This window comes from Chryseobacterium scophthalmum (assembly GCF_900143185.1).
Classification (GTDB): domain Bacteria; phylum Bacteroidota; class Bacteroidia; order Flavobacteriales; family Weeksellaceae; genus Chryseobacterium; species Chryseobacterium scophthalmum.
In genome coordinates this window covers 156,908-173,236 of the sequence record NZ_FSRQ01000001.1, presented here as the reverse complement: position 1 = coordinate 173,236, position 16,329 = coordinate 156,908, and the positions used below count along the sequence as shown (strand labels likewise).

Sequence of the window (16,329 nt, the reverse complement as noted above, 5' to 3'; positions counted from 1 at the left end):
GTACTATACTGCTGAATCGATTATTTAAAGATAAATTAACAATGATATTTATCACGTTTCGATTCAGCTGTACAGTCATTTCATTAAGGTTAAGAATAAATTAATATTTTGATTGGTGAATAGTTTTTTAATTAATACCCAGGAAGCTGAGTAAGGTTTGGATTATCAATCAACGGATGACCTGCAGAAGCTGCTGCAAACGGAAGCAATTCTGTTTTATTAGGTACAAATCCGTAGAAAAGACCGTCTCCACCACCTTCGATCCAGTTTGGATAGGTTCCTCCATTTTCTGCTGAACCGGTTGGTTTTGTGTAGATAATATTTCCTATCTGAAGTGCATTAAATCCGGCTGTAAATCCTACAGCTTTTCTAGCGTTACCATTAAATGTACTTGTATAAGCCTGGAACATATTTGCAGGATACCATTTGTCATCAATTGTTGAAGTTTGTCCGTTTGCTAATGCTATAGCTTTCAAAGTCGTTTGATACGCCGCATAACCTGATGAATTGGTAGGAACTGCCTGAACTTGCGCAATCTGTGCAGGATCAGTTAAATCAATATAAGTCACTGCCAAGAAAGGATCTCCGTAAACCTGAGCATTTTTATGAAATTTGTAAAGGCGGTAAACTGGCGTAGAGGCAAACTGACCTGTACGATTTGACAAGTTTTTCATTGCTGTTCTTGTCGCATCAATTTCGCTTGCAATACGATTCATTCTGATCAAATCTGTACGAAGCATAAATTCGTCTGAAAATTCCCATTTACGCTCCTGAACTAATGCTGATTCAAATGCTTGCTGACCACTTGGAATTGGTAACGAACCAATTCCTGCACGGTTTCTTACCTGTTGTAGCGCCGCGATTCCTGCAGCTGTAGGTCCTGAATTTAAATAATTTTGTGTTTCTGCATACATCAATAAAACATCTGCATATCTGATAATAGGAATATTCAAATTACGAGCATCTGCAGCTTGTGGCTCGACACACCAAGAAATTCTGAATTTTCCCGGCATAATACAAGAATAGGTTGTTCCTACATCTACCCAAGTATCACTTGCGTTACCTGAATTTAAGAAATAAATACTGTAAGATGTAGTCGCAACATCTCTACGTTTATCTGCCGCATTAAAAGAAAGATAATAACTTGGTAGTATGAACTGTAACGCTTTACGAGAACCATAAGTACCTCCTCTAGAACCAGGATGTGCATACACCCCAAATGCTGAATTGGTATTTGGTCCGTAGGAAGCAATGTGCCAAAGCATTTCCTGATTTACTGCTGAAAAATTTCTTCTGTCAAAATTAAACCACAAAGCTTCGAAACCGCTTTTTCCACCTTGAGCCTGTACCAGACTATTTGTACCTGCATTGATTACAGAAAGTGCTGCTGCATCTGCAATCTGATACAATTGCTGAACTCTCGCATTATCAGGACGACGAGACATGATCCCCGGAGAACTTGTATTCAGCTCCCAACGAAGAGAATATCCTGCTGCATATAAAGCAATTTTTGCTAAAAGCGCATTGGTTGATTGTTTATTTAATCTTTCCGGTGTTCCATTAGAAGCAGGCATATTATTTATAGATTCTTGTATATCTGCAATAACTTTATCATAAATCACATCACGAGAAGCACGTTTAGGATAAAGCGTACTCGGATCATTAGGATCTGCTTCCTCCAAAGGAATCCAAATTGCAGGAACATCACCATAAACTCTAATTAAGTTGTAGTAGCAAAATGCACGAATAGCCTTTGCTTCTGCCAATAAAGCATCACGCTTTTGGCTTGCAGGCATATCTGGTAATCTGTCGATGGCGATATTGGTTCTTTCGATCACCGCATACATTGCAGAGTAAATTCCTGTAACGGTATTCGGTGTTTTTGAATCGTACTGAAAATTACAGATATTGTATTTAGAATTATTGGTTGATCCGTCTTCCGCAGAATGGGTAACAGTATCACCTGCTCCTAATTGATAAAACATTTCTGTAGGAACAATACCTCTATATAAGCCTTGAACAAAAGCGTCCGCAGTTTCTATATTGGTAAATACAGATTCTGTATCTGATGAATTATACGCAGGTTGATTTAAAAAATCATCGCTGCACGAATTGATGCTTAAACCAGCAATCAAAATAGTTGGAACTATTATTAGATTTTTTAAAAGACTGCGATTAGTAAATATATTTTTCATGACTGAAACATTTAAATATTAAAAAGTAAGATTGATCCCTAAAACATAACTTCTAGATCTTGGGAATGAAGAGTTGTCATAACCAGGTGTAACGGTAACACCGCTTGCCGCAGAGACTTCCGGGTCAAATCCTGAATATCCCGTAATGGTTGCTAAGTTATTCACTGTTGCATAGATACGTGCATTGGTTAACTTAATATGACTTAAAAATTCTTTAGAAAAAGAATACCCCAATGTTACCATAGAAACTCTCAAATAAGAACCATCTTCTACGTAATATGATGAAGGATAAGTGATGTAGCTTGAATTCGTAGTTCCTAAGCTCCAAAGGCTAGAATCTTCATTAGGATTAAGCTCTTTTAATCTCACTAAACTTGTTGCAGCCTGTCCTGTATTAGGATCGATCACATGATAATAGTTATCTCCGAATTCTGAAGGTACATTCTGGAACATTGCATACGGACTCATGCTGTGCTTGGTTGCATTATAAACATCACCACCTACACTGAATTTCAAAAATACCGCAAGATCAAAACCTTTGTAAGAAAAGTTATTGCTAATACCTCCAATAAAATCAGGAGTACCATTTCCAATTTTTACCAATTTTCTTGTAAACTGATCTCCCGCTTCATTATCTGCAGCAAACTTAATATCCCCCGGTTTTGGAGTTCCTGAAGCCGGTTTTACAACTCCCGGTTTTAGAGTTAATGTTCCGTTTCCAGCCTGAGTAAAGTCATCAGTTGTATAAATACCCTGATAAACATATCCGTACATATCTCCTAATTCTTCTCCAACCGTAGCATAATAGGTTACCATACCTGCTCTGTTGCTTCCTACACTGAAATTTCTGAAATTTCTTCCTTCATCAAGAGATAATACTTTTGATTTATTGAAACCTACATTAGCGTCGGTAGACCATCTGAAATTTTCAGATTTTATATTGATTGAATTTAATGTAAATTCCATACCGGTATTTTTCATAGAACCGACATTCACAAATTGACTTTTATATCCTGTAGATGCTGGAAGTACAGTTTCCAATAACATTCCGCTTACGTTGTTATTGTACCATTCAGAAGTTAATTTAATTCTGTTGTTAAATAATGCAAGATCAACACCTACGTTAGTAGATCGCATTTCTTCCCATTGTACAATACGGTTACCCAAAACACTGCTTGTCATTAAGGCTAAGTTACCAATAGTATTATTTAATGGATAATCAGTCCCCACTACATTGGTTCTGAAAACGTTGTTTGGTATGCTATTATTTCCTACAATTCCATATTCGAATCTGAATTTCAGATCATTAATATAATTTTCAATTTTAGAATTTTTCCACAAACTTTCTTCTGAAACTCTCCAAGCTGCAGCTACAGAAGGGAATGTCCCCCATTTTTTATCAGGACCAAATTTTGATGAGCCGTCTCTACGGATCGTTGCAGTTAATAAGTAGCGATTATCATAGTTATAATTTACACGTCCAAAATAAGAAATCAGAGCATTGGGATCTCTATCTGAATCTTGGCTAGCAATTGTACCTAATTTTATGTCATCTAAGCCAAAATTCAGAATAGTTGGAAATTTTATCAGTCTTATGCTATTGCTTTCGTTTTCCTGATAAATAATTTCATTACCAATTAAACCAGTCAGTTTATGTTTTTCTCCTAAAGTTTTATTGTAAGTTAATGTATTGGTGATTTGATATCTATATGCTTCAGAATTTGCAATACTTCCGTTGATTCCTGTGTTAACAGGATCTGTAAGAAATGCACGAGAGTTTTTATCTGAGAATGCAGTAGATTTACTATTTGTCCAGTTATAAGACCCTGCAGTTCTGAATGTAAAGTCTTTCAACAAATCAAACTCAAGACCTACATTCGCCAAAAATGTTCTGGCTCTTCTGTTTTGAGTAGATGCCGCCGTTTCTATATACGGGTTTTCTGTATCAAAAGAAGAATCTAAACTTGAATAATCCGCAAAGGTCTGTGTATTAAATAACTGATCCTGTGTGAATAATGTTCCTCCCGTAATAGGCTGCAGAAGTATTTTTTTCATTCCTGAATATGCTCCACCACCGTTTGTAGAATTGGAAGTAAACATTGAACTGAAATCTAAACGTATCCCTTTGTACAATTCTGAATTGATATTCGCACGCAATGAGTTTCGTGTTTCGCTAAAATTTTGTAATAAACCATCCTGTTTATTGTAATTGTAACTGATAAATGCCTGAGTTTTATCTGTACCTGCAGAAACACTTACGTTATGATTCTGAGTCAACCCAGTTCCGCCAAGCATTTTTTCTTGCCAGTCTAAACCATTTTCAGATCCGTATCGATTGCTGATTCTGTTAAAAGCACCTGTATAAAATCCTGGCGAATCTATCCCTAAGCTATTATCAAAAACATTACTCCATTGGGTTGTTTTTCCCTGCAGTTGTGCCATTTCGTACTGATACTTCACATATTGTTCAGGATTTGAAACCATATCCAATTTCTTCGAAAGCATATCAAATGCCATAAAAGAGTTATACTGAATGGTAGTTCTTCCTTTTTTTCCACTCTTCGTTTTAATAACAATAATACCGTTGGATCCACGAGCTCCATAGATTGCGATTGCAGAAGCACCTTTTAAGACATCAATACTTTCAATATCATTCGGATTGATAATATTTAATGCATTATCCAACTGAAAACCATCTACAATATACAACGGCTCTGTCCCCTGAGTAATAGAAGCACCACCACGAACAGTTACATTAGCAGTAGCTCCAGGAGCACCACCTGCCGTTACAATATTTAATCCTGCAGCTCTTCCCTGTAATGCCTGCAAAGCATTCATTGCCGGTGTAGCTGCTAAATCTTTCGCAGATACTGAAGATACAGATCCGGTAAGGTCAGACTTTTTTACTTTTCCGTATCCGATCACTACCACTTCTTCGATATCTTTAGTATCTGTTTTGGCAGAATCACTTACTGCCTTTTGTCCGAACATAAAGCCAGACGCAAGCAAAAATAGCGGTGCGATAAGTGGCTTAAAATTCTTCTGTTTAATTATTAAAGACATATATATTAACTTTTATTTACATTAATTATCATGTTACCAAAGTACACAGTTGCTGAAGTTCTGGCATCCTGCAATATCCTGCATTATAAAACTCATAATTTTTCTTAAATATTTACAAAAATCAAATTTAAAATTTGAAATAATTAGTAATTCGATTATATAAACTTTGATGAATTTTAGAATTATAAAACAATAGTATCATGATTGTCATCAAAAAAATATTCATTGATTAGTATAAAAAAGACACTGAAAGATCAGTGCCTTAGTGAGCTTCTAACTCTTAACTATATGAATATGATAAAAATAAAATTTGTAGATGCCGTACATTTTTATCGCAAAGAATTTCCGTATCCTACAATTAAAATGGAAATAAACATGACGATCATTCCAAAAACAATCGTAGAAATCGTTTTTTTGGAAACTCCTTTCCATTCTTTGATGATGACACCCCACAAATTGGCTATTAAAATAATAAATGCCATGTGCAAGATCCATGAACTTGGGCCATTTCCCATTTTACTTTCTCCCATTCCGTAGAAAAAAAACTGTAAAAACCACATCGTTCCTGCCAATGCGCAGAAAATGATATTTTTTACAACAGGAACATTCTTTTTTGTGTAATCTGAATATGATTTATTTTTAAATGACAAATAAAGGCAACCAATAAGATTAGAAGCCATTCCGCCCCAAAGAACCACAACATAGGTTACATTATTCTGAAAAAGAAATTCTCCCTGCGAAGGATTTGCTATTTTCCAGGCTTCATTAGCTACGTTTGCCATTGGTTTTCCCGCTTCCAAACCAAAATTGAAGCATGCGCTTAAAACACCGGAAATAATGGCAACGATTAATCCTAACCCAAATTTATATTCTGTTTTTACTTCCATCCCATGCGGATCGATAGAATCAGATTGAAGTTCTTTATCTTTCATCACACCAGCTTTTCCACTGATGACAATTCCAACTACACAAATCAAAAGTCCTAAAAGAACCATTCTTCCCCAATCGCTTGAAAGCATTAAACCAATATTGTCTTTTCCGTCTTGTGGATTAAATTCATAATAAATAGAAGGTAAAAGAGATCCAATAACCATGGTAAGTCCCAACATGATACTGCTACCCAAAGCAACACCTAAATAACGAACTCCCAAACCATACATAAAACCGCCAATTCCCCACAAAGCACCGAATAAAAACGTCAGTCCTAAAATTGATGAACTTTCATTCTGAATAATTTCCCAGAAATTAGGAATCGTAAGAAATGCAGCCAAAGGTGGAACAATAATCCAGGAAAATACACCACCAATCAACCAAAAAGTTTCCCATTGCCATCCCTTCACTTTCTTGTAAGGCAGATAAAAACTACCTGAAGAAAAACCTCCTAAAAAATGGAAAATAACTCCTAATAATGCATTCATAATTTATCGTATTGGTTGAGTTTGAAAATTAACAAGATGTAATCGATTGCGCATCTTGTAGTGTCATGCTTAAACTTTTGAAAAAATAAGATTTTTTATCATTTGAAACATAAATTCTTCAACTCACTGTTTTACTGATAATTACAATCACTTTAATCAAATTGTATTTAAAAACTGTTAAACAAAAATATGCATCAATTCTTTATTATTCTTGCTTTTTAATAATTTAAATACAGCTTTTATTTTTAAATCAACAAAAAAGGCTTAACGATTTTTATCATTAAGCCTTTCAATTTTACTTAAAAGTTAAATTTATTTCAACTTATAAACCTCGCTTCCGGCAAGCAATAAACACCCTAAACCGTAGTCTTCAAAATCCGGTTCTTTACTTACAGAAAGCGGTTGTCCGTCTTTTGGTTCTTTTCCAGTTCCCTGTACCCAACCTAAAAACCCATTAGGCTGAACTGAATCTTTCACAATTGCATTCCAAGCTTTTACTAAAACAGGTAGATAAGTATCTCTGTCGATTAATCCATTATTAATTCCATACGCCATTCCGTAAACGAATAAAGCGGTTCCGGTCATTTCTTTTCCTCCAAAATTCGTCGGATCGTGCAAACTCACATTCCAAAAACCATCTTCACGCTGAATCGGAAGCAAAGCAGCCAGCAAATCTTTATAATCCTGCAAATATTCCTGATAATGAGGATCAGATTTTGGAGTGTCTTCAAGGGTTTTAGCCAAAGCAGCCACTACCCAACCGTTTCCTCTGCTCCAATAACAATCTTCCCCATTCGGTTCTTTGTAAGGCGGAACAAAACTCTTGTCTCTCCACCAAATTTTATCAGCCTGATTGTACAAACCATTTCCACCGTGTTTATATTTTGTGTAAGCATACATTTCGTAGTTTTTATCAAAATATTTTTGCTCTCCTGTGATTCTCCCCAGTTTCGTGAAAATCGGCATGCTCATTTGGAGCGCATCAATCCACCACCAATCATCAACTTTTGGTGTAGCAATCATACTGTCCATCGAAGCTTTTACATTTTTAATTCTTTCAGGATGCTTTTTACCGTCGATTTCATACAAATCTATGTAGGTTTGTCCGCAAGCCTGATGATCGGCATTTCTGGTGTAAGTTCCACGCATCAAATCCCATTTGTGATTATTTGCCCACGACATCGCGTAATCATAATATTCTTTTTTAGGATCAACTTTATACAAAGCAATGAGTCCTTCATAATAAACAGCTCTTGTCCAAAGATTACTTGGCCACACTTTTTTACCAACGATATCTTTTCCTGTATCGGGCCATTTGCTCATAAAATATTGATTGGCTCTTCTTGAAACTTCCAAAACTTCTTTTTTATTCGGAAGCTCCACTTTGCTTGCGGTAGTCTGTTTCTGAACCGAACAGGAAGTCACGCCTCCCAAAATCAGTGCAAAAAAGCTTGCTGTTAATAGTTTTTTCATAATATTTTTATTTTATATATTTTTTAAGTTGGCAACCTTTTAAATCTGTAATTCCTTTTGTCACCAATTCTGCATTGAGAGTTGCTCCTGCTTCATTGGTATGAGTATGATCTTTTGGAAAGAACGTTTTCACTTTTTCAGAGCCTATTTCTTCATATTTTGCAATGACCATTGTATTTAAATCTAAAAAATAAGCACCTGTTTGTTTTGCAACTTCTTGAGCCCAAATTCCGTATTGATCTTTTTCTATCTTTCCGTTTTTATCAAATTTATTTCTCGGAACAGGAGAAACGATAATAGGAATCGCTCCTTTAGCTTTCGTTTCATTCGCATATTTCCTCATATAATAACCGTAAGTGTAAACTGTTTCATTTACTTTACGAATCGGATTGTAAATATCTTTAGACTCTTCCCCAATCCCTTTGATAGTTCCTCTTGCTCGTAATGTATCGGCTAATTCACCGCCATCGTTATGACCAAATTGCATTAAAACATAATCTCCTTTTTTTATCGTTTTCATAATAGAATCCCAACGACCGTCTGTCAAAAAAGTTCTGCTGCTTCTTCCATCTTTTGCGTGATTTTGAATTTCAATTTTATTGGTATCTAAAAAAAGATTCATAAAACTTCCCCATCCCCAAAGCGAATCAGAGCCTTTTCCAGAACCATTTTGTACCGTTGAATCTCCAATAATATAAAGAACAGGTTTGTTCTGAAGTTTCTGAAATGAAACTCCAACAAATAAAACCAATAAGATAAGCGGAATAATGATTTTAATTTTCATAATTGATTATTTTTTAGGAATTACCGTATAAATATTGGGTTTCGGAATTTCTTTCACCGATTCATCCAGATAATAATCGGTATGCGGTGGCTGATTGTAGCCTACATTTTGCCAAACAATACTCAAACGATATTGTGAATTGTGCATCAAAGTATACAATCTGTGCTTGGTAGGAATTGTTGTAGAAAAAATTCTCAATTCCTTGTTATCAGCTGTTCTGTACATTACTTCTTCACGCCAATCGCCAAATAGATCTGCAACCAGAGATGGATTTTTCTTTGTTCCGTTATTAGATTCGCACTGAAAATTTTTAGCATCAAAAATTAGATTCGATTTTTCTTTTTTCCAGTCCCATTTTGAAACAACTGTTCCGTCTAAAATTTCGCTTAAAAAATCTCCGTCCCAATAAATCCCCATATTGGCAGGAGGATTTTTTTCGCTGATTTTTTTTCCTTTTGTATTGTAAACACCTTTCAAACCTGCTCCGGCTGCCCAAGATTCTGAACCTTCATGACGAGGATCAATATTTAAAGACAAACCTCTTCCCGGTCCCTGAAATTTACCTGCTTTACTATAAACTGTAGAAGGTAATTTCCATAAAACTTTTCCTGTTTTTCCGTCTCTGAAATGTGCTCCCGCATCATCAAATCTTTCCTGAATATCAAAAATTTCCAGTCCGGGATTTGATGGATCGAGATCTCCAACGTGTAAAGCGTCACCGTGACCATAACCTGTGCTGTTTAAAACTTTTCCATTGTCATCCACCGTCATTGCACCAAAAATAATTTCGTCTTTTCCGTCATTATCTACATCTGCAATGCTCAAATTGTGATTTCCCTGTCCACGATATTTTTTATTTTCTTCCGAACTTTCGGTATCAAAAAGCCAGCGAAGGCTCAATTTTTTATCTTTAAAATTCCAGGCTGCAATTGCAGTTCGTGTGTAATATCCTCTCGACATAATTACACTCGGCGTTTTTCCGTCCAAATAAGCAACAGCTCCCAAAAATCGATCGATACGGTTCCCTTTTGCATCGCCCCAAGTTTCAGTCATTTCTTCATTGGTTGGATTTAAACTTCCTGCAAATCTTGGAACTTCATAATTGACAGTATGAATTTCCTCACCAGTTTCTCCATTAAAAATCGTCAAATATTCCGGTCCGGAAAGAATCATTCCGTTTTCATTGACGTAATTTTTGGTTGGGTCACCAATAAATTTTCCTTTTCCGTCTTTGCTTCCATCAGCGGTTTTCATTACTACTTCCGCTTTTCCGTCCTGGTCTAAATCATAAACTAAAAACTGCGTGTAATGCGCTCCTTCTCTGATATTTTTGCCTAAATTAATTTCCCACAAAAAAGTTCCATTCATTTTATAAGCCTGAATAATTGGCTCATCAGTCATCCCTTTCTGGCTGTTATCTTTTGATCTTCCGGTTTGATGAAGAATAATCTCATATTCTCCGTCGCCATCCAAATCAGCAACCGATGCATCATTCGGAGTGTACCCTTCCGGAGTTTTTAATGGAATTGAAAAATAAGGTTTTTGATTTGCTTTGTATTTTGCAAAATCCTGGTCAACTTCCTGGTTTTTGGTATTAGATTTAACAAAATAAGTATAATTCTTTCCTTTGTCTGCAGTTTTATCTAAAAAATTGGTTTCGTTAAGCAACGGTTTTGAATTCAATTTTATGGTTGAATTATTTTCCGTTCGGTACAAATCAAATTGTGTATTCTGAGCTTCTGTTCCCAACAAACGCCAACTTACAAAAACGTCAGATTCTGAAGGTATTGCAACAATTCCTCTTTTCAGATATTCCATTTGTCTTTGAGCAAAAATTGTTTGCGAAAGAAAAAGGGCGGATGTAATGAAGATATATTTGATTTTCATAATTCTATATCAATATCTAATTATTTTTATGTTTTGGCTAAAGCCGAATTTGAAACTTCATTTTTTTAAACGGCTTCCTTCGACAAGCTCAGAATGATATGCCCGTTCCTATTGATTTTAATCATTTTTGATCCCAATCCTTGTCAAGGTTTTGAACCTTGACAAGGATTTTTGCATTGAATCTATCTCTAATGCTTTATTTTCACTTTGAATCGATGAATCTCGTTCCTCGATTTCTTGCAGCCCGACCTGAGTGGAGCTCTTTTTGCGAGGAGGTACGACGAGCAAAAAAGCGGGAACGGAGGGCGGAAAAAGCTGCCCAAATCAATTTAATGACCTTAGTTCAACCGATTGCGCAAATTCAATTATTTCGTAGAAGTCTGCTTCAGCAACCACTTTACCCATTCTTCAGTCCCCTGATAATTCGTGAAATCTGCAGGTAGTTTTTTCCCGTCGATATATTCGTTGTAGCACCACGGGTCGCCCAATGCGAAAACGGTTCCTTTGCCAATCTTTGCGATGGCTGCGATATTTTTGCCTTCCGCAGAGAGCAATTCTTTCGCTGGACTTTTCACGGAAACTGTCGCTACTTCCTTCATATATAATTTCTGTTCGGAGAAAATTTCGTTTCCTTTGGGAACCATTACTTTTCCTTGCTCAAATTCTCTTTTCTGAACTCGGTTGTAACTGTCTTCATTGAAATGAATTCCTAATTTATTTGCCAGCTTATTGAAATTTTCAAACTCGGAATTTCCTTTGTCATTGCTCAATAAAACCAGAACACCTCCTTTTTCAACCCATTTCACGAGGTTTTTAATGGATTTGGCATCGACTAAATTCGCTTTTCCGCCGTATGCTTCTTTGTCGATATCCGCATCAACGATGATGTAGACATTGGCATTTTTTAAGTCATTTTTTGATGGAGCGGTCGTTAAAGTGCTGATCTCTGCGCCTTGCTTTTGGAAGATTTCTCCTAACAGAGAAAACCCTCCGTTGGTGGTATCATTCCACGTGTAATGCCAAGATTCTAAGGTTTTTGTTTCTTTGTTTTCTCTTTTCTCATTGTTGAAAAAGTTATCTAAAATAACTTTCGGTTTCTGTTGAGCATTGGCAAAACCGACGGTCAGCAAAGTCCCTACAACGAATGATCTTATAATATTTTTAGCCATAATTAATTTTTATTTTGAATAATGGATTGGGATTAATTGAATATTTCCATCAAGACCGGAAGGTTGAACTTTCCAATTCGATGCATCAAAAGCTTTATAATCAATATTCACAAAATTAATTTCGTGATAATTTCTCCATTGAATTTTATTTTGATCCATAAAGCGAATTCGGTTCGCCATCAGATTAGATACTTCAATTTGAATCGTGTTTTTCCCTTTTTTCAGATATTTTCCAATGTTGATTTCAAAAGGATTGCTCCACACAATTCCCGCATCTTGTCCATTGATGATGACTTTTGCACTTTCAAACAATTTGTCGAATTTCATCACAAAATCGTCTGCTTTTTTATTTAATTTAAATGAAGTTGTATAAACTCCTGTTCCTGAAAAACTCTGTGTTGAAGCATCTTCTGTGAAATTTGTCCAAGGTTGAAGCTTTTCAATTGATCTTGACTTCGGAAGTTCAGGTCCACCTTCTTTGAAACTCAGTTGCCAAGCTTGATCTAAAACAATTGGTGCATCAGTTTTCTCAATATATTTCCATTTTGAAATTGAATTATCCGGAATTTCTGAAGCTTTTATAATTAAAGATCCTCCTGATTTTAGCTGAACTTTCACCGAATTATTCTGAATTTCGGCAACTCCGAAATCGCCATTTTCAGGATTCATCAATGCAAATTGTTTTCCTAAATAATTCAAAGGAACAAACTGATTGATTTCTTTTGAAGTGTGATTAACAATATAATAATATTTCCCGCCATCAAACTTTCTTCTAACGAATTTCAATCCGGTATCGGTCAATTTTTCTCTTTCGATTTTTAAAAATTCCAACGCGTTTTCAACATCAGAACTCAGGAGAATTTTCCCCTTTCCGAATGTTGCTGATTTTAGATTTCCATTTTGTTGAAAAGGAATTTTAGCCAATAAAAAATGTAATTCACCTCTTCTTTTCTCGACTTCAAAAAATCCGGGAACATCTTTCGGCTCATTTTGAAAAATTACAGAAGCTCCATTTTGAGCTAAATTCAGGATGTTTTTTAAAGTAGATTCAGAGAAATAGTTCAGTTGAGGAATAATTAAAACCTTGTAAGAACCACCATTTTTCGAAACCTGAATATTCTGATTTTCAAACTTCGCTTCAGAAATCATTTTATCAGAAATCATATCCAGAGAATACCCTGATTTTCCTAATTTCTCAAGATTTTCATAAAATACAGTCGGATGCAACCATTTTTCAATATTGTGAATTTTGAATGCTACATCTTTCCCTTTCGGACTCGCCCATTGGTCGTAAACCGGCCAGTACATCAGGATTTCATTATCTGATTTTCCACTTTGTAAAACAGATTGAGTTCTTTCGATGTAAGAATTCAATCCTTTAATATTCGGCCACAAACTATTTTCAGGAACAAAATTGGTTGAGGCATAAAACAACCACCCCGGAAATTTAACATCTGCAGGTGTATAAGTCGTTCCGTGATAAAATAGATGATTAATTCCTGACAAAAAAATTTGCTCTGCTTCCGGTTTTACCTGTGACCAAGACGTTTTAAAATGCTCTGTTAGCCAAGTAAACGATTCATTGGAAATCAAAGGTTTTCCGGTAATATTGGCTGCCGAAGACGCAAATTTCAGCATATTGATATCAGGAACTTCTTTCGTGTTAATATCTTCCAGATTTCTTCTCAAGCCCTGAATATCGAATTTTGTACTTCCAAAAGTTTCAGATTCTGGAATATCTACAGCAGCATATAAATCCAATAAATTTCCTGGCGAACCGTGCGCCTGATTGGTGTTTTTTGAGTTTTTAGAATGTGCCCAATTGGTAAAATCTTTTGTAAAATTGTTTAAAATCAATTCGCTCAGCGTTTCCCTGTAATCTGATTTTATTCTGCCGGAAATCTCACTTTCCTCATCACTCACCAAATATTTGATGTATGGACTAAAATCGTATCCTCTTCTTTTCTTAAATTCATCTTTAAAATCAGCCGTCCAGTCTGCATTGTAGACTTCGTAACTATCATTGAAAAAAGAACGGATTCCGTAGTTAGAATTTCCAAAAGCTTTATCGAAAGTTTTCAGATAATCTTTTGTGGCATTTGGTGAAAAATGGTCTAAAGTATAGCCTTCTCCACCCGGAGCTGCACGTTTTACTTTTTGTAAAGTTTTACCAATAAAAACTGCGTAGATTGTCCATTTTCCAGAACCTGATTTCCAATCTAAAACGCCATCGTCATTTACTTTATCAGTTAAAACAACTGCTTCGTTTTTTTCATTGTAAGCGGTTATAATGTCCAGCTTTATTGTTTTTAAATTCTTCTGTTTTCCGTCCTTTAAAACAATCTTTTCTGAAAATTTTTCATTTGATTGAATCTCGTACTTTTGAACAATCATCTTGGTCGCCGCGTCATTTTCGGTGACTTGCAGTCCACCAATTGGCCAACCCGTTCCGACCGCCATATCAACACCCATTTGTAAGCTTTTTGCTTTGTTCGTCGTGAACTGTAACATTTTCATCCATTCTGGCGAAAGATAATTGATGTATTTATTTTCAAAACCTTTTGCACCGTAAATCGGGACAATTTCCACTCCACCAAAACCTGCTTTAGAAAGTGTTGTCAATTGTTTGTCTAAACCTTTTTCGTCAACGGCACTTCCCATCCACCACCAACGCGTCCACGGTTTTGCGGTCTCGGTAGTTTTTGGCCAGGGATTTTGTGCGGAAAGATTTCCAAAGGCGAAACAGATGACGCTGAGTTTTATGATATTTTTAAATTTCATTTTTTCAACTTTTAAATTTAACCACAAAGGTTTTAAGCACTTAAGTTTTAAAAAATTAAAGTTTTTTGTTTTATTTCAACATTAAGAAATAAAGATTTTAGCCTTATCTTAATGATTCTTATTCCAAGCCAATTTATTAGTTTTTAAGATTGAACTCCTACGGAGTTCTCTTCTTTCTATCATACTATTTGTTCTACACAGATTTCGCTCCTACGGAGCGAGTTATAGTTAAACATTAATTTCCATCGGGTTTTAAAGATTCCATAAAAATAGATTCGGGTCAATGGAATTTCTCAACATCATCGGGTTTATTGGGGTTAAAATTTTTCTCAATTTTTGAAATATATTTCTTTAAAGGCAAGTTTTGGTCAATGATAGATTTTACTACACATTTCGCCAATTCATAAGCTCCGTAAGGATTAAAATGTGTATCGTCTGCCAAAGCATTCGGTTGATTGGGATAAGCGTTTGCGGGATAATGAACAAATGCTTTCTTCGCTTTTTCAGGTCCCAATGCTTCGAACAATGTTTTGCTTAATTTGTTTAAATCGATTAAATCAACTTTTTCTTCCTTTGCAGTTTCCCGCATTGCATCAGGAAAATCGTCTAAAGTATTGACTATTCTATTATTGTCATCAAAAACTCTGCGATTCATCGAAGTTACCAAAACAGGAATTGCACCTAATTCTTTGGCTTTTAAAATCCACTCTTTTAATCTTTTTCTGTAACCGGATTTTGTGCTGTTTCCTGCTTTTTGGTCATTGTGTCCAAATTGAATGAACAAATAATCTCCCGGTTTTATTTTATTCCAGATTTTATCGATTCGATGGCGGTCTTCAAAGGCTTTTAAGGTTTCTCCACTTTCGGCATAATTGGCAATTACCACTTCATTCGGAACGAAAAAATACGGTAATATTTGTCCCCACGAAGCCCACGGTTCATATTGCGCATCCACAACCGTTGAATCTCCCGTTAAATAAATAGTTTTCGCCGTTTTGTTGGGTTGAATGATGACTGAGCAAACCTTTGGAGCTTTATCATTGAATTCAATTGTTAACAAATTATCCCAATGTAAATATTTTCTTTCTCTTGGTTTTAATTTTACAATTCCGATTTTTTCGCCGTTTTGATTTTTAATAATGCTGTCTTTAACGTGAACAGTGATTTGTTTTTCGACAATTTCGCCTTGTTTAGTTTTGATATCATTCAACATCAATCGGCGGTTTTCTACACGAACTGTTGTTTCAGAAGTACCATTTATATCACCTAAATTAAGTTTAATATCATAATTTCCTTCAGGAAGAACCACAGAAAAATAGAACGGCTTGTCACTTGTAATAAAATCTCCCGTCAACGCATTTCCACCGTTATCAACAGATTTTAAGCCAGAAATATCCATAAATCCGTAACCTATTTTTTTGTCAAATTTTGAAGTTGATGTAATCGGAATGAAACCTTTTTCGACTCTGTTTCCGCCAAAATCAAACTTGAAAGTGGTTTGCTGCCCAAAATATAATGAACAGACTAAAACTATTAAAAAAGAGAACCCGTTTTTCATT

Annotated in this window: 9 protein-coding genes; all 9 read right to left on the bottom strand. The window is 35.5% G+C overall.

The window, feature by feature from the left end; translation table 11 throughout:
* Positions 1-131: 131 nt before the first annotated feature.
* The 9 genes from BUR17_RS00760 to BUR17_RS00720 all read right to left on the bottom strand — a co-directional run bounded on the left by BUR17_RS00760 (position 132) and on the right by BUR17_RS00720 (position 16,328).
* Positions 132-2,195 (bottom strand): RagB/SusD family nutrient uptake outer membrane protein, encoded by a 2,064-nt coding sequence (locus BUR17_RS00760; protein WP_074228107.1) that lies wholly within the window; start codon positions 2,193-2,195, stop codon positions 132-134.
* A gap of 18 nt (positions 2,196-2,213) precedes the next feature.
* Positions 2,214-5,258 (bottom strand): SusC/RagA family TonB-linked outer membrane protein, encoded by a 3,045-nt coding sequence (locus BUR17_RS00755; RefSeq protein ID WP_074228106.1) that lies wholly within the window; start codon positions 5,256-5,258, stop codon positions 2,214-2,216.
* A 329-nt stretch (positions 5,259-5,587) separates the two neighbouring features.
* Positions 5,588-6,676, bottom strand: coding sequence for an L-rhamnose/proton symporter RhaT (rhaT, locus tag BUR17_RS00750; RefSeq protein ID WP_074228105.1), 1,089 nt, complete (start codon positions 6,674-6,676; stop codon positions 5,588-5,590).
* 312 nt (positions 6,677-6,988) lie between these two features.
* On the bottom strand, positions 6,989-8,149 hold the full coding sequence (locus BUR17_RS00745) for a glycoside hydrolase family 88/105 protein (protein WP_074228104.1): 1,161 nt from the start codon (positions 8,147-8,149) through the stop codon (positions 6,989-6,991).
* Positions 8,150-8,156: 7 nt separating this feature from the next.
* Positions 8,157-8,933, bottom strand: a complete 777-nt coding sequence (locus BUR17_RS00740; protein ID WP_074228103.1) for a rhamnogalacturonan acetylesterase — start codon at positions 8,931-8,933, stop codon at positions 8,157-8,159.
* A 6-nt stretch (positions 8,934-8,939) separates the two neighbouring features.
* Complete coding sequence (locus BUR17_RS00735; protein ID WP_074228102.1) at positions 8,940-10,820, bottom strand: rhamnogalacturonan lyase; 1,881 nt, start codon at positions 10,818-10,820, stop codon at positions 8,940-8,942.
* Positions 10,821-11,185: 365 nt separating this feature from the next.
* On the bottom strand, positions 11,186-11,989 hold the full coding sequence (locus BUR17_RS00730) for a lacto-N-biose phosphorylase central domain-containing protein (RefSeq protein WP_074228101.1): 804 nt from the start codon (positions 11,987-11,989) through the stop codon (positions 11,186-11,188).
* 9 nt (positions 11,990-11,998) lie between these two features.
* On the bottom strand, positions 11,999-14,770 hold the full coding sequence (locus BUR17_RS00725; RefSeq protein WP_074228100.1) for a glycosyl hydrolase: 2,772 nt from the start codon (positions 14,768-14,770) through the stop codon (positions 11,999-12,001).
* A gap of 280 nt (positions 14,771-15,050) precedes the next feature.
* The gene (locus tag BUR17_RS00720; RefSeq protein WP_074228099.1) at positions 15,051-16,328 is read right to left on the bottom strand and encodes a rhamnogalacturonan acetylesterase; all 1,278 of its coding nucleotides are present in this window, start codon (positions 16,326-16,328) and stop codon (positions 15,051-15,053) included.
* Position 16,329: the final 1 nt, after the last annotated feature.